This window comes from Bradyrhizobium sp. BR 10289 (assembly GCF_019455385.1).
Lineage (GTDB): Bacteria > Pseudomonadota > Alphaproteobacteria > Rhizobiales > Xanthobacteraceae > Bradyrhizobium.
In genome coordinates this window covers 226,851-244,018 of record NZ_JACOFR010000002.1, presented here as the reverse complement: position 1 = coordinate 244,018, position 17,168 = coordinate 226,851, and the positions used below count along the sequence as shown (strand labels likewise).

The window sequence follows — 17,168 nt, the reverse complement described above, 5'->3', positions numbered from 1 at the left end:
CCATGCCCGACACAGCTTCAGCACCGCATCTGTTCGCCGACGTGCTCGCACGCGTGCACGCCGCCTGCCGCGCGCTCGCCGCGGACGCCAACTGGCCCGAGGGCATCGATTTTTCGCGCGTGGTGGTCGAGCCGCCGCGCGATGCCTCCCATGGCGATATGGCGACCAACGCTGCCATGGTGCTTGCGAAAGAGGCAAAGGCAAAGCCGCGCGATCTGGCCGAGCAGATCGCCGAGAAGCTGAGGGCGGACGCGCTGATCGCCAAGGTCGACGTCGCCGGTCCCGGCTTCATCAATCTGACCCTGAAGCCTGCCGCCTGGGCCGAGGCGCTGCGCACCGTGCTGCGCGAGGGTGCCGATTACGGCCGTGTCCGCGGCGGCTCCAAGGTCAATGTCGAATACGTCTCTGCCAACCCGACCGGCCCGATGCATGTCGGCCATTGCCGCGGCGCCGTGTTCGGCGATGCGCTGGCGAGCCTGCTCGAGTTCGGCGGTCACGACGTCACCCGCGAATATTACATCAACGACGCCGGTGCGCAGGTCGACGTGCTCGCGCGCTCGGCGTTCCTTCGTTATCGCGAGGCGCTCGGCCAGGACATCGGCGCGATCCCGGAAGGCCTCTATCCCGGCGACTACCTCAAGCCTGTCGGTGCGGCGCTCGCCAAGGAGCACGGCGACAAGCTGCTCGCGATGAGCGAGGCACAATGGCTGCCGACGGTGCGCGCCAAGGCGATCGCGATGATGATGGACGAGATCAAGGATGATCTCGCCGCGCTCAACATCCGCCACGACGTGTTCTTCTCGGAGCGCTCGCTGATCGAGACCGGCAACAACAAGGTTGCCGAGACCATCGATTTCCTCAGGGCCAAGGGCGACATCTACGAGGGGCGCCTGCCGCCGCCGAAGGGGGCGCCGGTCGAGGACTGGGAAGACCGCGAGCAGTTGCTGTTCAAGGCGACCGCTTACGGCGACGACGTCGATCGTCCGCTGATCAAGTCGGACAATTCCTACACCTACTTCGCCTCCGACATCGCCTACCACAAGAACAAGTTCGACCGTGGTTTTGCGGAGATGATCGACGTCTGGGGCGCCGACCATGGCGGCTACATCAAGCGCATGCAGGCGGCGGTGAAGGCGACGACCTCGGGCAAAGGCTCTCTCGACGTCAAGATCGTCCAGCTCGTGAAGCTGCTGCGCAACGGCGAGCCGGTGAAAATGTCCAAGCGGAGCGGGGACTTCGTCACCTTGCGTGAGGTGGTGGATGAAGTCGGCCAGGATGCCGTCCGCTTCATGATGCTCTACCGCAAGAATGACGCGGTGCTCGACTTCGACCTCGCCAAGGTCATGGAACAGTCGCGCGACAACCCGGTGTTCTACGTCCAGTACGGCCACGCCCGCGGCCACTCGATCTTCCGCAACGCCCGGGCGGAGATGTTCCCGGACCTGCCCGAGGATGCCGGCAAGCGCATCGCCTGGCTGGGTGAGTCGGAGGTGGAACGGCTGTCGGACCCCGTGGAGCTCGATCTTCTCAAGCGCCTCGCAATTTATCCGCGGATGCTGGAAGCCGCCGCCGCGGCCCACGAGCCGCACCGTATTGCCTTTTATCTCTATGACTTAGCGAGCGAATTTCACGCACTTTGGACGAAAGGGCGCGATTTGCCCTATTTACGCTTCATTATCAATAATGATGCAGTTCTAACAAAGGCGCGACTGGCTATGGTCCAGGGCGTCGTCTCTGTCCTGGCATCGGGCCTCGCCATCCTCGGCGTCCATGCTCCGGACGAGATGCGGTAGTTTGGGGCGAACTACTTAAGGGGAATATCGGGGGTACCGGCAGAAGCCGGATCGCTTAGATTTGGTTGAAAGCCTTGTGGGTCGAAAGCCGTACCTTGGTCGAGGGGGCGCGCGGCTTTCCCGAAGGGACGCATCATCACGATGGCCGAACGATATCAGGATAGACCGTTTCCCTCCGATGACTACGGTCGCGGTGGCGACCAGCATGGCAAGGTGGAAAATGATCCCCTGGCCGAGCTCGCCCGCCTGATCGGACAGACCGATCCATTCGCTGCGCAGGGCCGGCCCAGCGCGCACTCGCCGACACCGCCTCCGCCGTCGGAAGGCTATCGCGACGACTATCAGCAGGACGATGATCAGCAGGACTATGCCGAGCCGGCTGCGCCGCCGCCCGGTCCGCCCTCATGGATGCGCCGCGCCAACGTGCAGGCGCCGCCGGCGCCCGCGCCGGAACCTGACTATCCCGTCTCGGTCAACCCGGTTCATCCGTTGCATCGTTATTCCGCCCAGCCGGCCGCGCCCGCACCTGATTTCCATCAGTCGCAGGCCTATCAAGCTCAGGCCCGTCAGGATCACGCTTACCAGGATCAGGCTTATCAGGATCAGGCCTACCAGCAGCACGATCAGGCCTATCAGGACCAGGCTTATCAGGAGCCGCACCAGCAGCCCGATCCGTCGCGCTATGACGATCAGCTCTACGGACGGCTGGAGGCGGGCGAGCAAGACTATCAGCGCGATCCCGCTTATCCTGACGATCCTTACGCGTTCCAGAGCGATTATCCCGAGGCCGATCTCGACGAGCCGAAGAAGCAGCGCGGCGGCCTCATGACGGTCGCAGCGATCCTGGCGCTGGCCGTGGTCGGGACGGGCGCTGCGTTCGCCTACAAGACCTATGTCGGTTCGCCTCGCAGCGGCGAGCCGCCGATCATCAAGGCCGACAACACCCCGACCAAGATCGTGCCGGCGCCGACGGATTCTTCGGCCAAGGTGCCCGATCGCATGGCGAGTGGCGACGGCACCGAGAAGATCGTGCCGCGCGAGGAAGCGCCTGTCGACGTCAACGCCAGGGCGAGCGGTCCCCGTGTCGTGCTGCCGCCGCTGACCCCGAATACGAACCCGCCGTCGGTTGCGAGCGTGTCGCCGTCCACCTTGCCGCCGCCGAGCGCGGGTCCGATCCCGAGCAACGGCACGATGCCGGCCAACACGCCGCGCCCGATCCGTACCGTCGCCGTGAAGGGCGACCAGACCGACAGCGCTGCGCCGCAAACTGCTGCAAAGCCCGCCGCAACGGCGCCGAAGCCTGTTGCCGCGCCACGCAATCCGCCGACCTCGGCCAATGCCAGTGCCAACCAGCCGCTCTCGCTGGCACCGCAATCGGCGCCCGCCGCCGAGCCGACGCAGCGGATGGCGGCCACCAATCCCACCCAGATCGCGCCAAGCGCGGCTCCTCCCGAGAGCCAGGGCGTCATGGTGTCGGTGTCGTCCCAAGACACCGAAGCTGCGGCAAGGGAATCGTACCGCGTGACGCAGGGCAAATATCCGTCGGTTCTGGGCTCACGCTCGGCGGTGATCCGGCGGACCGAATTGTCGGACGGCAAGGTCAAATACCGTGCGCTGGTCGGCCCTTACCGGACGCGCCAGGAGGCCTCGCAGTTCTGCAAGGAGCTGATGGCGGCCGGCGGGCAGTGCTTTATCCCGTAGTATTATCGGCCGTTTCCTTGACCCCCTGACGGGGCAGGGTTAATCGGCCGTTATGAGCACGCGGGCCTTCATTACGGGCGTATCCGGAACGGAACTGACCGCTGTCGAGCGGGAGTTTATCCGTGCGCACCGCCCATGGGGCTTCATCCTCTTCAAGCGGAATGTCGCGACCCCGGCTCAAGTGGCTGCGCTGGTTGCGGAATTGCGGGCGGCCGGAGAAGCGCCCGATGCGCCTGTCCTGATCGACCAGGAGGGTGGGCGGGTGCAGCGGCTCGGTCCGCCGCACTGGCCGGTCTATCCGCCGGGGGCGATCTTCTCGACCTTGTACGACGCTGATTCGGCGCTCGGGCTCACCGCGGCGCGCCTCAGCGCCCGGCTGATCGCCGCGGATCTCGCCGATCTCGGCATTACCGTGGATTGCTTGCCGCTGGCCGACGTGCCGGTTGCGGGCGCTGACGCCGTCATCGGGAACCGGGCCTATGGCACGGAGCCGGGCAAGGTTGCGGCGATCGCCCGCGCAGTCACCGACGGTCTGGAGCAGGGCGGCGTGCTGCCGGTGCTCAAGCACATTCCCGGCCATGGTCGGGCCACCGCCGACACCCATTTCAAGCTGCCGACGGTCGATACACCGAGGGCCGAGCTGGAGCGGACCGACTTCGCTGCATTCAAGCCGCTGGCCGATCTGCCGATGGCCATGACTGCACATGTTGTGTTTAGCGCGGTCGACCCCGCCCATCCGGCGACGACTTCTGCGACAATGATTGCTCAGGTGATTCGCGGCGCAATCGGGTTCCAGGGTTTGTTAATGAGTGATGACGTGTCGATGAACGCGCTGTCGGGGAATATCGCCGAACGGACTCGCGCCATCTTCGCAGCCGGTTGCGACATCGCCCTGCATTGCAACGGCAACATCGAGGAGATGCGCGAGGTCGCCGGCCAGACACCTGAATTGTCGGGCAGGGCACTGGCGCGCGCGAACGCCGCGCTCGCCGCACGCAAGGCACCGCTTCCGTTCGACCGCGCGGCCGGGCGCGCTGAACTGGACGCATTGATCGCACGGGCTAACACGGCATCCGCATGACCGCAGAAATCCTATCGTTTGAGACCGGGCGGCCCGCAGAGCTCGCCGAGGGCGAGCCGGCGCTGGTGGTGGACGTCGAGGGCTATGAGGGCCCGCTCGACCTGCTGCTCGCGCTCGCCCGCCAGCAGAAGGTCGATCTCGCCAAGATCTCGATCCTGGCCTTGGCCGACCAGTACCTCCACTTCATCGAAGCCGCGCGAAAGATCCGGCTGGAGCTTGCCGCCGATTATCTGGTGATGGCGGCGTGGCTCGCTTTCCTGAAATCGCGCCTGCTGCTGCCGGAGCCGCCGAGCGCGGAAGGTCCGAGCGCCGAGGACATGGCGACGGCGCTCGCCAACCGCCTGCGCCGTCTCGAGGCCATTCGCGAAGCGGCCAACCGGCTGATGAACCGGGCGCAATTGCAGCGCGACGTGTTCCCGCGCGGCGAGCCCGAGCAGATCGCCGAGATCAAGCATCCGAAATACACCGCAACCCTGTACGATCTGCTCACCGCCTATGCCTCGCAGCGCCAGTCGCGCGTGCTGGCGAGCGTGCATCTGGCCAAGCGCACCGTGTGGTCGCTCGCCGAAGCACGCGCCACGCTGGAGCGGCTGGTCGGCAGCATCAGCGAGCAGGACGATTGGGGCGTGCTCGACGACTTCCTGATCCGTCATGTCGCCGATCCAACCCAGCGCGCGACGGTGTTCGCCTCGAGCTTCGCCGCGGCGCTCGAGCTGGTGCGCGAAGGCCAGCTCGAGCTGAACCAGAAAGAGGCGTTTGCGCCCATCTATTTCCGGAAGGGGCGTCCTAAACCGGTCCCGGACGCAGCTCCTGCGCCCGACGCGCCGGTCGCTTAAGTGCAAGAAGGAGAATCTGCCATGGCAAGCCTGGCTGAAGTGCGGGTAGAAGAGGCCGAGCCGATGGAGAACGAGCCCCAGGCACGTCCCGAAGAACTGCGGCTGCTGGAAGCGCTGCTGTTTGCCTCGAGTGAACCGCTGGACACCGCAACGCTGGCCAAGCGCATGCCCGAGGGCGTTGACGTCAAGGTCGCGCTCGAGCAGCTCCAGGCCGACTACGCCTCGCGCGGGGTCAACCTCGTGAAGGTTGCCAACAAATGGACGTTCCGCACCGCCGGCGATCTGTCCTGGCTGATGACGCGCGAGAGCCACGAGACCCGCCGCCTGTCGCGCGCGGCGATCGAGGTGCTGGCGATCATCGCCTATCACCAGCCGGTGACGCGCGCCGAGATCGAGGAGATCCGCGGCGTCGTGACCTCGAAGGGCACGCTCGACGTGCTCCTGGAGACCGGCTGGATCAAGCCGCGCGGCCGCCGCAAGACGCCCGGCCGCCCCTTGACCTTCGGAACCACCGAGGAATTCCTGTCGCAGTTCACCCTGGAACAGCTCGGCGACCTCCCGGGTCTGGAGGAGCTGAAGGGCACGGGCCTGCTGGATTCGCGCCTGCCGACCGGCTTCAGCGTGCCGACGCCGTCGGATGATCCGCAGCTGCGCGAGGACGAGGATCCGCTGGAACCCGGCGAGGACCTCGATCTGGCGCTGGCCCCTGCGGTCGAGCCCGAGACGCCGCCGGAAAGCGGCCACGAGGGCGGCGAGGGCGGCAGCGAAGAGTGATCCTTGCGGCCTTCTACGGGCTGACTGCGACCAGTTAACACTAGCAGGATTACCTAGCGCCAACAGCGAATTGGCGCTGCCTTGGTCCTTGTTTTTGAGGCCTGCCGCGCCTAGGTTTCGGGGAAGATCGGCCGGGTCCCCGGCCATGCGTGTTTGGAGGGTTGCAGGATGGGTTCACTCAGCATTTGGCACTGGATCTTGGTGATCGCAGTGGTCCTGCTGCTGTTCGGCCGCGGCAAGATTTCGGACCTGATGGGCGACGTGGCGCAGGGCATCAAGGCGTTCAAGAAGGGCATGCAGGACGACGACAAGCCCGCCGAGAAGCCCGAGCCCTCGAAGTCCATCGAGCACAACGCCGCGCCGACCGCGGCACGGTCCGACGTCGGCAGCAAGGCCGTCTGAGCCGAAGCAAGCACGCGAGACGCGGGGTGCGGACCCGATCCTGCGCGCAAGGGATTGGGCCGGCTCCGGCTGGCGTGAACGGAAGACCTCATGTTCGACATCGGGTGGAGTGAACTGGTCCTGATCGGGGTCGTGGCCCTGATCGCCATCGGCCCGAAAGAGCTACCGGGCGTGCTGCGCATGGTCGGCCAGTGGATGGCCAAGGCCCGCAAGATGGCCGCCGAATTCCAGGGCCAGTTCCAGGAAGCGATGCGCGAGGCCGAGATGGCCGACCTCAAGAAGAGCTTTGACGAGGTCAAGGAGGCCGCCACCGGCTTCAATCCGCTGAGCTCGCTCCAGAAGGACGTCAGCGACGCGCTTCGCGTCGATGCGCTGGACAAGCCGGCCGAGACGCCCACCAACACCACGGTCGAACCGCCCGTTGCGCCGAGCACGCCCGAAGCGCCGACGCCCGAGACCTTCGTGGAGGCCGAGGCCCATGCGGCGGTGAACGAGCCGCTCGCCATCACCCGTGAGGTCGAGCAGGCGCAGGCTGCGCAGACTTCGGTGACCCAGGACACCGCGCCGCCCGAAGCGATCAAGGACGTCAAAGCGTCATGACCGACGCCGATATCGAGGCCAGCAAAGCCCCCTTGATGGACCATCTGATCGAGCTGCGGTCGCGGCTGATCAAGGCGCTGGTCGGCTTTGGCCTGGCCTTCATCGTCTGCTTCTTCTTCGCCAAGCAGATCTTCAACGTTCTGGTGTGGCCCTACGTCCTGGCGGTCGGAGACGGCGGCAACGCCAAGCTGATCTACACCGCGTTCCTGGAATATTTCCTGACCCAGTTGAAGCTGGCGTTGTTCGGGGCCGGCTTCATCTCGTTCCCGATCGTGGCGACGCAGATCTACAAGTTCGTGGCGCCCGGGCTCTACAAGCACGAGAAGCAGGCCTTCCTGCCGTATCTGGTCGCAACGCCGTTCTTCTTCGTGCTCGGCGCGGCGCTGGTCTATTTCGTGGTGTTCCCGATGCTGGCGCGCTTCTCGCTGGGCATGCAGCAGCTCGGCAGCGACGAGACCGCCAAGATCGAGCTGTTGCCGAAGGTCGGCGAATATCTGTCGCTGATGATGTCGCTGATCTTCGCCTTCGGCATCGCCTTCCAGCTGCCGGTGATCCTGACGCTGCTCGGCCGCATCGGCATCATCACCTCGAAGATGCTGCGCGAGAAGCGGCGCTATTTCATCGTCATCGCCTTCGTCATCGCGGCCGTGCTGACGCCGCCCGACGTGATCAGCCAGTGCTCCCTGGCGATTCCCCTGCTGGCGCTCTATGAGGGCTCGATCATCGCGGTGGCGATGGTGGAGAAGAAGGCGGCGCAAGCCTCTACCGGCACTGACGTGTCGACGCCGGTCAACCCGGCCGAGTAGGCGCCCCATCCTCGGTGTCATTCCCCGCGAAAGCGGGGAATCCAGTACGCCGCGGCTCCTCGGAGAATCACTGTCGTCTCTGGAATACTGGGTCACCCGCCTTCGCGGGTGACGACACCTGTGCTAGTGGATGCCCCGCCGCGAAAGACTGGCATGAATCATCAGCCGTTCGCCCAATACGCCCAGGACCACCGCCATGCACGACATCAAATCGATCCGCGACAATCCGCAAGCCTTCGACGCCGGCCTCGCCCGGCGCGGCCTGAAGCCGCTGTCGGCCTCGCTGCTCGCGATCGACGAGAAGCGGCGCGCGGCGATCCTGGCATCCGAGCAGGCGCAGGCGCGGCGCAACGCGGCCTCCAAGGAAATCGGCGACGCCAAGAAGACAAAGGACGAGGCGCGTGCCGCCAAGCTGATGGCTGAAGTCGCCGAGCTCAAGACCACGATGCCGGAGCTCGAAGCCGCCGCGAAGGCTGCCGACGAGGAACTGACGAAAGAGCTCTCCGCGATTCCGAACATCCCGTTCGATGACGTGCCCGACGGTGTCGACGAGCACGGCAACGTCCAGCACCACGTCTACGGCAACAAGCGCAATTACAGCTTCGCGCCGAAGCTGCATGACGATCTCGGCACCGCGCTTGGCTACATGGATTTCGAAGCGGCGGCAAAACTCTCGGGTGCGCGCTTCGTCGTGCTGAAGAAGGGGCTGGCGCGGCTCGAACGCGCGATCGGCCAGTTCATGCTCGACCTCCACACCAACGAGCACGGCTACACCGAGATCAATCCGCCGCTGCTGGTGCGCAACGAGGTGATGTTCGGCACCGGGCAACTGCCGAAGTTCGAGGACGATCAGTTCTGGGCGATCAAGGGCGAGCTTCTCGCTTCCCCGGATCACGGGCGGCTCAAGAGCGAGCGCCTCGGCCTGATCCCGACCGCGGAAGTTTCGCTCACCAACCTTGCGCGCGAATCCATTCTCGACGAGAAGCAGTTGCCGATGCGTCTCACCGCGCTGACGCCGTGCTTCCGCGCGGAAGCGGGTGCGGCCGGGCGTGACACGCGCGGCATGATCCGCCAGCACCAGTTCACCAAGGTCGAGCTGGTCTCGATCACGACGCCCGAGACAAGCAAGGACGAGCTGGAGCGGATGCTGTCCTGCGCCGAGCAGGTGCTGCAGAAGCTCGACCTGCATTATCGCGTCATGACGCTGTGCGCGGGAGATATGGGCTTCTCGTCGCAAAAAACCTATGACATCGAGGTCTGGATGCCGGGGCAGGGCGAGGGCGGCATGTTCCGCGAGATCTCGAGCTGCTCGGTGTGCGGCGACTTCCAGGCACGGCGCATGGATGCGCGCTCGCGCGGGCCGGACGGCAAGCCGCGCTTCGTGCACACGCTGAACGGTTCCGGCACCGCGGTCGGCCGCGCGCTGATCGCGGTGATGGAGACCTATCAGCAGGAGGATGGCTCGATCGCCGTTCCCGACGTGCTCCAGCCCTACATGGGCGGGCTGAAGGTGGTCGCGCGCGACTAGCAAAAGCGTTTTCAAGCGAAGTGGGCACCGGTTCGCGTCAAGAAAACGCGTCAAAATAAGAATCGCGGTGCCCGTCTGAAACGTTGGAACGTTTGGTTGCGAAGATCGGGGGGCGGGTTATCCTGCCGGCTACCGACAGCACGAACCAAATGTTCATGGCTTTACACCGCGACATCTTCTGGGTCGGCCGACAATGGGCGGTGACGGGTGCCGGCATCCAGGCCGTCGATCAGCGGCTGCGCGGCGTGCTCGACATCGAACTCGCGCGGCTGTGGGACGACGATCTCGTGCAGAGCCGGCGGGCGAAGCCCGGCGTGAACGCCGCAGATTTCGACGAGGCGCTGACGGTCGCGCGCGAACGTTTTCCCAATGCAGCTGTTGAAGCGGCGGCGCCGGATCCGATCCTTGCACAGATGAAAGCGCTCGGCGTGATCGAAACGCCGGTCGTGCCGGCGATGAAGCTGCGTGCAGAAGGCCGGCTCGCACGCTTCCTGCCGCAATGGCGCATCCGCCGCTAGCTAATAAGGCATGGGGCTCGGACAGCCGGGTATCCAGCCGAAACCAGCAAATATCGACCGAGAACGGGGATCCTTGCTGCGCTGCGGCGGCGAGTTGAGCGATAGCTCTCCGGCGGTTTGCCTCACCGGCCATAGCCGGATAATACGGCGCAAACGGCTTCAGGAATCGACCTTGTCCATGCGCATCCTCTGCACCAATGACGACGGCATTCACGCCCCCGGCCTCAAGGTGGTGGAGGAGATCGCCAGGGCGCTCTCCGACGACGTCTGGGTGGTCGCGCCCGAGCTCGACCAGTCCGGCGTGTCGCATTCGCTGTCGCTGAACGACCCCTTGCGGTTGCGCGAGGTCGGCGAACGGCACTTCGCCGTGCGCGGCACGCCGACCGACTGCGTCATCATGGGCGCGCGGCATATCCTCGGCACCAAGCCGCCGGACCTCGTGCTGTCGGGCGTCAACAAGGGCCGCAACGTCGCCGAGGACGTGGTCTATTCCGGCACCATCGCCGGCGCGCTGGAAGGCACCATTCTGGGGCTGCCGTCTTTCGCGCTGTCGCAGGAGTTCAGTGTCGAGACGCGCGACCGGCCGCTCTGGGACACCGCGCGCCAGTTCGGGCCCGACATCCTGCGCAAGGTGATCAAGGCCGGCATCCCCAAGGACACCGTCATCAACGTCAACTTCCCGGCCTGTGTGCCGGAGGACGTGCAAGGCATTCGCGTCACCCGCCAGGGCAAGCGCAATCTCGGCTTCCTCAAGATCGACGAGCGCAAGGATGGTCGCAACAATCCCTATTTCTGGATCGGCTTCGAACGCACGGCGATGATGGATACGCCTGCGGAGGGCACGGATCTGGCGGCACTGCGCGAGCGGTGTGTCTCGGTCACGCCGCTCCGGCTCGACCGCACCAATGAGGCGTTCTCGGAAGCGCTGAGTGCGACGTTGAAATAGCGGCTAGCCGCCTCGGAGGGCTGCCTCGATGGTCTTGCCGAGCGCATCGAGCTGAAACGGCTTTTGCAGCGCCGGCCGGTCGCGATACTGCTCGGGCAGGCCCGAGGAGCCATAGCCGGTGGCGAAGATGAACGGGCAGCCCTTGGCCTTGATGACGTCGGCGACCGGCGAGATCACCTTGCCGTTGACGTTGACGTCGAGGATGGCGATGTCGAACTCGGTCGCCTGGGCGAGCCGCATGGCCTCGGTAATATCGCCGGCTTCGGCGGCGACCTTGTAGCCCAGCTCCTCGAGCATGTCCGCGACCATCATCCTGATCATCACCTCGTCCTCGACGAGGAATACAGAGCGGCCGGAAAGCCCTGTCGCGGTCATTGTCGGTGAGTCCTTGCCCATTCCCGGAAAACGTTCGCAGATAACACGAATCGACGCAATGCGCGTTTCGACGAACGGCCACCCGAAATTGGCCTTTGCGGCCAGCCCGCTGCAAGCCAATTTGTGGTCAAATACTTCCGCCAAAGGCTATCATGAGTTCCTGAGCAGGAACAAGATTGCTGCCCTGCGCTTGCCGCAAGGCAAGTGACGATCCGGACCCTGACAGACGATACAATCAGCGATGATCTCCAATCAGCCCCCGCCGGAAAAGATGATGTTTCAGCTCACGCTGAGGCGTCGGGGCATCAGCGATCAGGCGGTGCTGCGGACCATGGAGGAGGTGCCGCGCGACGAATTCGTCGACGAGGCCGATCGCGAAGGGGCCTATCGCGATAGCGCTCTGCCGATCGCCTGCGGGCAGACCATCAGCCAGCCCTTCGTCGTCGCCTACATGACCGAGCAGCTCCAGCTCCAAAAGGCGCATCGCGTGCTGGAGATCGGCACGGGCTCCGGCTATCAGGCCGCTGTGCTGTCGCGGCTGGCAGGGCAGGTGCTGACGGTCGAGCGCTATCGCAAGCTGGCAGACGTCGCACGCGCGAGGATCGAGAAGCTCGGCTATCACAATGTTGAGGTGATGCTCGGCGACGGGCTCAATCTGCCGCCCAATATCGGCCCGTTCGACCGCATCATCGTCACCGCCGCGGTCGAGCAGCTTCCGGAGAACCTGGTCGAGCGGCTCGAGGTCGGCGGCATCCTGATCGCGCCGGTCGGTCCGCATCAGGGCGTGCAGACGCTGGTCCGGCTGAGCCGCACCGAGACCGGGATCGAGCGCAAGGAACTCGTCGAGGTCCGCTTCGTGCCGGCGCTGCCCGGGGTGGCGCGAGAGCTGTAGAATTCCGGATCAGCTGTGCCACCAACATCTTATTGGGAGGGTTAAGCCGTTATTTACTCGACGCGTGTTTACTTAAAAAATCAGTTCTGTTGCGTACGAGTGAGTAACCATGTCCGTTGTCGCCGAGTTGCTTTACTCGCGCCGCGTACCGCAGGTCGCGGTGCTGGCGCTGATTTCCTTCAGCTTCGCAGGGTGCAGCGCCGACATGTCGTCGCGTCTGTCCCAGTCGAACTTCTCCAATCCCTTCTCGTCTGAGCAGACCGGCTCGGTACAGCAGGCCCCGCCGCCGCAGCGCGAGCTGCCGCAATATGCGCGGCCGCAGACCCAGCCCGGATATTATCAGTCGCAGGCCTTGCCGCCGCCCGTCGTGTCAGCGCCGCAATCCTATCCCGTCACATCGAATGGTGGCGTGTCCGGAGGCGGGCGCGGCGTCAGCTCCTACGCGCCCCCGGCGCAGCCTCATCTTGAGACCACGGCCGCCGTGCCGCCGCGCTCGGTCGCGGCTGCCCAGCCGGCCGGTGGGACCAAGATCATCGTCGGCACCAGCGACACGCTCGACGTGCTCGCCAAGCGCTACCACGTCACGCCGCAGGCGATCCTCGCCGCCAACGGCTACAAGGGTCCGCGCGCGCTGTCGCCCGGCCAGCAGCTGATCATCCCGCATCCGGCGGCGGTCGCCGCTGCTCCCGCGCCAGTGATGGCTCCGGTCGCGGCTGCTCCCGCGATGGCACCCGCTGCGAAGCCGGTGGCCGCCATGGCCGCGCCGGCGAGCTCGCACTTCGTCAATCGCGGCGACACGCTCGCCAGCATCGCCCGCAAGAACCACATCTCTTCGGCTGAGCTCGCTCGTGCCAACGGCCTCGATCCCTCGGCCAAGCTCAAGCTCGGCACCAAGCTGACCGTGCCCGGCGCCAAGACGGCTGCCCTCGCGGCGCCGATTGCTGCGGCTCCGGTCGGAGCCGCCCCGGTTGCCGGTACGCTCCAGCCGGTCGCGGCCGCTCCCGCGCCCGCCACCAAGATGGCCGCTGTTGCCGCGCCCGTGCAGAGCGCGCGCCTCGCCCAGGCCACGACCAATGTCGAAGAGAAGCCGGCTACCGAGGCTCCGGCGAAGGCTGCTGAGACCACCAGCGCGCTGCCGACGTTCCGCTGGCCGGTACGCGGCAAGGTCGTCACGAGCTACGGCGCCAAGACCAACGGCAAGTCCAATGACGGCATCAATCTCGCGGTGCCTGAGGGGACGCCGGTCAAGGCGGCCGAAGACGGCGTCGTTGCCTACTCCGGCAATGAGCTGAAGGGTTACGGCAATCTGGTTCTGGTTCGGCACTCCAACGGCTACGTCACCGCCTATGCCCATGCGAGTGAGCTGTTGGTGAAGCGCGGCGATACCATCAAGCGCGGTCAGGTGATTGCCAAGTCGGGTCAATCCGGGGAGGTGGCGTCGCCGCAGCTCCACTTCGAGATCCGCAAGGGATCGAGCCCGGTTGACCCGCTTCAATTCCTGAACGGGGCCTGAGGCGCGGGCTCCAGTTCGGGGCGCGCCATCACCACAGGCCCGCTGTCATCGCCCGGCTTCGACCGGGCGATTCAGTATTCCAGAGACGGTTGTTGTTGAGCCGATAGCCCGCGGCGTACTGGATTCCCCGCTTTCGCGGGGAATGACGGTTGTGGGTGGGGCAATAGCTTCCGCTACTTCCCCGTCAGCTTCACGCCCAACCGTCCCGCCAGTTCCTGCACGAACTGCCAGGCGACGCGGCCTGAACGCGAGCCGCGCGTGGTCGACCATTCCAGGGCTTCGCGCTCCAGGGCCTCGTCATCGACCTTGATGCCAAAATGGCTGCAATAGCCGCGCACCATGGCGAGATATTCGTCCTGGCTGCACCGATGGAAGCCGAGCCACAGGCCGAAGCGATCCGACAGCGAGACCTTTTCCTCGACTGCTTCGCTGGGATTGATCGCGGTCGAGCGCTCGTTCTCGATCATGTCGCGCGCCAGCAGATGGCGGCGGTTGGAGGTGGCGTAGAGGATGACGTTGTCGGGCCGGCCCTCGATGCCGCCTTCGAGCACGGCCTTGAGCGATTTGTAGGACGCATCATTGCCGTCGAAGGAGAGGTCGTCGATGAAGACGATGAAGCGGAAGTCGGAGTCGCGCAGCTTCTCCATCAGCATCGGCAGCGTTTCGATATCCTCGCGATGGATCTCGATCAGCTTGAGCTTATCGGCGGGTTTGCGCTCCGCATTGATGCTGGCATGCGCCGCCTTCACCAGCGACGACTTGCCCATACCGCGCGCGCCCCAGAGCAGGGCATTGTTGGCGGGCAGCCCATTGGCGAAGCGTTCGGTATTCTCCATCAGGATGTCGCGCATCCGGTCGACGCCCTTGAGAAGGAACAGCTCGACGCGGCTGACCCGCGGCACCGCAGCAAGGCGCCCGTCGGGGTGCCAGACGAAGGCGTCGGCCCGGTCAAACGACTCGCGTTCGACGGCCGGCTTGCCCTGGGCGGCAAGGTGCGCCGCGATGGTCTCCAGCGCGCGGACGAGGCGCTCCTGGGCGACGTCGGGGGCTGCCTTGACCGCTTTCTTGACGCTTGCCTTGGGGCGATTTGCCGCGACCTGGGCGGGCTTTCTGGCAGGGGTACGGGGGCCTTTGCCGGCCGGGCTTTTGCTTGGTTTTTGGGGCATGTCCGAAGTTCCTGAGAATGCAGCCTTATCGGGCCTGACGGCGGGCCGCAAGGTGGCCAAATCGCCGGTCTGGCAGCGTTGCAATTGGGGCAATGGCCGCTATAGTCCGCGCGAATTTGACCGAGCCGGTCGCCTTTGAGGGCCTGACTGGCCTTCTCCCGTTTCCACGAGGATCGTCCGAATGTTCATTACCCCTGCGTATGCCCAGGCCGCGGGCGCCGGCGACACCAACAGCATGTTGATGTCGCTGCTGCCGTTCGCCCTGATCTTCGTGATCATGTACTTCCTGATTCTGCGCCCGCAGCAGAAGAAGGTCCGCGACCATGCCGATCTCGTGAAGAACATCCGCCGCGGTGACACCGTGGTGACCTCAGGCGGCCTCGTCGGCAAGGTCACCAAGGTCGTCGACGACGACCAGATCGAGTTCGAGATTTCCGACGGCGTGCGCGTGCGGCAGATGCGCCAGATGATCTCGGGCGTGCGCGCCAAGGGCGAGCCGGCGAAAGACTCCAAGGAGAGCAAGGACGCCGCCAAGGAAAGTGCCAAGGAAAACGCAAAGGACGACGCCGCGTCGAAGTGAGCGCTTCCGCGAGCACCTCAAGTCTCCCGATCTGACAGGTCCAGGCGATGTTGTATTTCACGCGGTGGAAGGCGCTGGGGATTATCCTGACGGCGCTGATCGTGTGCCTCTGCGCGGTCCCGAACTTCTTCCCCGAAGCGCAGGTCAAGACCTGGCCCGCCTGGGCGCAGCGCCGGCTCGTGCTCGGCCTAGATTTGCAGGGCGGCTCCTATTTGCTGCTTGAGGTCGATTCCAACTATGTGAAGAAGGAACGGCTGGAGCAGGTCCGCGACGACGTTCGCCGGACGCTGCGCGATGCCAAGATCGGCTTCACCGGCGGCGTCACCGTGCGCAACGACGCTGTCGAGGTCCGCATCACCAAGGAGACCGACTTTCAGCCGGCGCTCGCCAAGCTGCGCGAACTGTCCCAGCCGCTCGGCGGCCTGATGGGATCGAGCGGTCAGCGCGACCTCGAGGTGAGCGACGCCGGCGGCGGCGTGATCCGCCTCAACGTTCCGCAGGCCGCGATGCTCGACCGCATGCGCAAGACCATCGAGCAGTCGATCCAGATCGTCGAGCGCCGGGTCAACGAGCTCGGCACCGTCGAGCCGGTGATCCAGCGCCAGGGCAATGACCGCATCCTGGTGCAGGTCCCTGGTCTTCAGGATCCGACGCGCCTGAAGGATATTCTGGGCAAGACCGCGAAGATGGAATTCCGCATGGTCGACACGTCCGTGTCGCCCGACCAGGCGCAGCAGGGCAAGTTGCCGCCGGAATCCGAGTTGCTGATGAGCGCTTCGCCCCCGCCAACGCCCTATGTGGTCAAGAAGCAGGTGCTGGTTGCCGGCGGCGATCTGATCGATGCCCAGGCGACCTTCGACCAGCGGACCAGCGAGCCGGTCGTCAGCTTCAAGTTCAACACGTCGGGCGCGCGCAAGTTCGCGCAGGCCACGCAAGAGAATGTCGGATTGCCTTTCGCGATCGTGCTCGACAACAAGGTGATCTCGGCGCCCAGGATCAACGAGCCGATCACGGGCGGGCAGGGACAGATCTCCGGCAGCTTCACGGTCCAGTCCGCCAACGATCTTGCGATCCTGATGCGCGCCGGCGCGCTGCCGGCGCCGCTCACCGTAGTCGAGGAGCGCACCGTCGGTCCCGGACTCGGCCAGGACTCGATCGAAAAGGGCGAGCTTGCAGCTTACGTCGGCTCGATCCTGGTCATCGTGTTCATGCTCGTGACCTACCGGCTGTTCGGCGTGTTCGCCAACATCGCGGTCGCCATCAACGTCGCCATGATCTTCGGCCTGCTGTCGCTGCTCAACGCCACGCTGACGCTGCCCGGCATCGCCGGCATCGTGCTCACCGTCGGTATCGCGGTGGACTCCAACGTGCTGATCTACGAGCGTATCCGCGAGGAACTGCGCGGCGGCCGCAACGCGATCTCGGCGATCGACGCCGGCTTCAAGCGGGCGCTCGCGACCATCCTCGATTCCAACATCACCACCTTCATTGCCGCCGCGGTGCTGTTCTACATCGGCACCGGCCCGGTGCGCGGCTTTGCCGTGACGCTCGGGATCGGCATCATCACCACGGTGTTCACCGCCTTCACCATGACGCGGCTGATCGTCGCCTGGTGGGTGCGGTGGAAGCGGCCGCAGAGCGTGCCGATCTAGGAGCT

Annotated in this window: 18 protein-coding genes; 16 read left to right on the top strand and 2 right to left on the bottom strand. The window is 65.3% G+C overall.

The genetic code is table 11. The features are described from left to right. Positions 1-2: 2 nt before the first annotated feature. The 11 genes from argS (at position 3) to surE (ending at position 10,985) form a co-directional block, all read left to right on the top strand. Complete coding sequence (gene argS, locus HYH08_RS04680) at positions 3-1,793, top strand: arginine--tRNA ligase (protein WP_220008577.1); 1,791 nt, start codon at positions 3-5, stop codon at positions 1,791-1,793. 141 nt (positions 1,794-1,934) lie between these two features. Beyond that, positions 1,935-3,494: an SPOR domain-containing protein gene (locus HYH08_RS04675; RefSeq protein WP_220008576.1), complete on the top strand. Its 1,560-nt coding sequence runs from the start codon at positions 1,935-1,937 to the stop codon at positions 3,492-3,494. 52 nt (positions 3,495-3,546) lie between these two features. Next, on the top strand, positions 3,547-4,575 hold the full coding sequence (nagZ, locus tag HYH08_RS04670; RefSeq protein ID WP_220008575.1) for a beta-N-acetylhexosaminidase: 1,029 nt from the start codon (positions 3,547-3,549) through the stop codon (positions 4,573-4,575). Next, on the top strand, positions 4,572-5,411 hold the full coding sequence (locus HYH08_RS04665; RefSeq protein ID WP_220008574.1) for a segregation and condensation protein A: 840 nt from the start codon (positions 4,572-4,574) through the stop codon (positions 5,409-5,411). Before nagZ ends, HYH08_RS04665 begins: the two co-directional genes overlap by 4 nt. Before the next feature lie 21 nt (positions 5,412-5,432). Next, positions 5,433-6,185: an SMC-Scp complex subunit ScpB gene (gene scpB / locus HYH08_RS04660; protein WP_220008573.1), complete on the top strand. Its 753-nt coding sequence runs from the start codon at positions 5,433-5,435 to the stop codon at positions 6,183-6,185. Between the two features lie 168 nt (positions 6,186-6,353). Beyond that, positions 6,354-6,587: a twin-arginine translocase TatA/TatE family subunit gene (locus tag HYH08_RS04655; protein ID WP_195804379.1), complete on the top strand. Its 234-nt coding sequence runs from the start codon at positions 6,354-6,356 to the stop codon at positions 6,585-6,587. 90 nt (positions 6,588-6,677) lie between these two features. Continuing rightward, the gene (gene tatB, locus HYH08_RS04650) at positions 6,678-7,187 is read left to right on the top strand and encodes a Sec-independent protein translocase protein TatB (RefSeq protein ID WP_220008572.1); all 510 of its coding nucleotides are present in this window, start codon (positions 6,678-6,680) and stop codon (positions 7,185-7,187) included. Then, the gene (tatC, locus tag HYH08_RS04645) at positions 7,184-7,993 is read left to right on the top strand and encodes a twin-arginine translocase subunit TatC (RefSeq protein WP_220008571.1); all 810 of its coding nucleotides are present in this window, start codon (positions 7,184-7,186) and stop codon (positions 7,991-7,993) included. The genes tatB and tatC overlap by 4 nt, the downstream gene beginning before the upstream one ends. 196 nt (positions 7,994-8,189) lie before the next feature. After that, the gene (gene serS, locus HYH08_RS04640) at positions 8,190-9,521 is read left to right on the top strand and encodes a serine--tRNA ligase (RefSeq protein ID WP_220008570.1); all 1,332 of its coding nucleotides are present in this window, start codon (positions 8,190-8,192) and stop codon (positions 9,519-9,521) included. Positions 9,522-9,676: 155 nt separating this feature from the next. Beyond that, complete coding sequence (locus HYH08_RS04635) at positions 9,677-10,039, top strand: hypothetical protein (protein WP_220008936.1); 363 nt, start codon at positions 9,677-9,679, stop codon at positions 10,037-10,039. A gap of 178 nt (positions 10,040-10,217) precedes the next feature. Beyond that, positions 10,218-10,985 (top strand): 5'/3'-nucleotidase SurE, encoded by a 768-nt coding sequence (gene surE, locus HYH08_RS04630; RefSeq protein ID WP_220008935.1) that lies wholly within the window; start codon positions 10,218-10,220, stop codon positions 10,983-10,985. A 3-nt stretch (positions 10,986-10,988) separates the two neighbouring features. Here surE and HYH08_RS04625 read toward each other — a convergent pair whose 3' ends face one another. Further along, on the bottom strand, positions 10,989-11,360 hold the full coding sequence (locus tag HYH08_RS04625) for a response regulator (protein WP_008547195.1): 372 nt from the start codon (positions 11,358-11,360) through the stop codon (positions 10,989-10,991). A gap of 58 nt (positions 11,361-11,418) precedes the next feature. Here HYH08_RS04625 and HYH08_RS04620 point away from each other — a divergent pair, with 58 nt between their 5' ends. The 3 genes from HYH08_RS04620 to HYH08_RS04610 all read left to right on the top strand — a co-directional run bounded on the left by HYH08_RS04620 (position 11,419) and on the right by HYH08_RS04610 (position 13,765). Beyond that, positions 11,419-11,568, top strand: coding sequence for a hypothetical protein (locus HYH08_RS04620; RefSeq protein ID WP_220008569.1), 150 nt, complete (start codon positions 11,419-11,421; stop codon positions 11,566-11,568). A 33-nt stretch (positions 11,569-11,601) separates the two neighbouring features. Further along, complete coding sequence (locus HYH08_RS04615; RefSeq protein WP_220008568.1) at positions 11,602-12,252, top strand: protein-L-isoaspartate(D-aspartate) O-methyltransferase; 651 nt, start codon at positions 11,602-11,604, stop codon at positions 12,250-12,252. A 109-nt stretch (positions 12,253-12,361) separates the two neighbouring features. Next, entirely contained in the window at positions 12,362-13,765 is a 1,404-nt protein-coding gene (locus HYH08_RS04610) for a LysM peptidoglycan-binding domain-containing M23 family metallopeptidase (protein ID WP_220008567.1), read from the top strand. A 173-nt stretch (positions 13,766-13,938) separates the two neighbouring features. Here the strand turns inward: HYH08_RS04610 and HYH08_RS04605 are convergent, their stop codons facing one another. Further along, positions 13,939-14,931 carry an ATP-binding protein gene (locus HYH08_RS04605; protein WP_220008566.1) on the bottom strand — a complete coding sequence of 331 codons (993 nt, stop codon included), beginning with the start codon at positions 14,929-14,931 and terminating at the stop codon, positions 13,939-13,941. A gap of 181 nt (positions 14,932-15,112) precedes the next feature. Here HYH08_RS04605 and yajC point away from each other — a divergent pair, with 181 nt between their 5' ends. Together yajC and secD are read left to right on the top strand one after the other, a co-directional pair. After that, positions 15,113-15,511 carry a preprotein translocase subunit YajC gene (yajC, locus tag HYH08_RS04600; RefSeq protein ID WP_220008565.1) on the top strand — a complete coding sequence of 133 codons (399 nt, stop codon included), beginning with the start codon at positions 15,113-15,115 and terminating at the stop codon, positions 15,509-15,511. Positions 15,512-15,558: 47 nt separating this feature from the next. Beyond that, positions 15,559-17,163 carry a protein translocase subunit SecD gene (gene secD, locus HYH08_RS04595; RefSeq protein ID WP_220008564.1) on the top strand — a complete coding sequence of 535 codons (1,605 nt, stop codon included), beginning with the start codon at positions 15,559-15,561 and terminating at the stop codon, positions 17,161-17,163. The last annotated feature ends 5 nt before the right edge of the window (positions 17,164-17,168 follow it).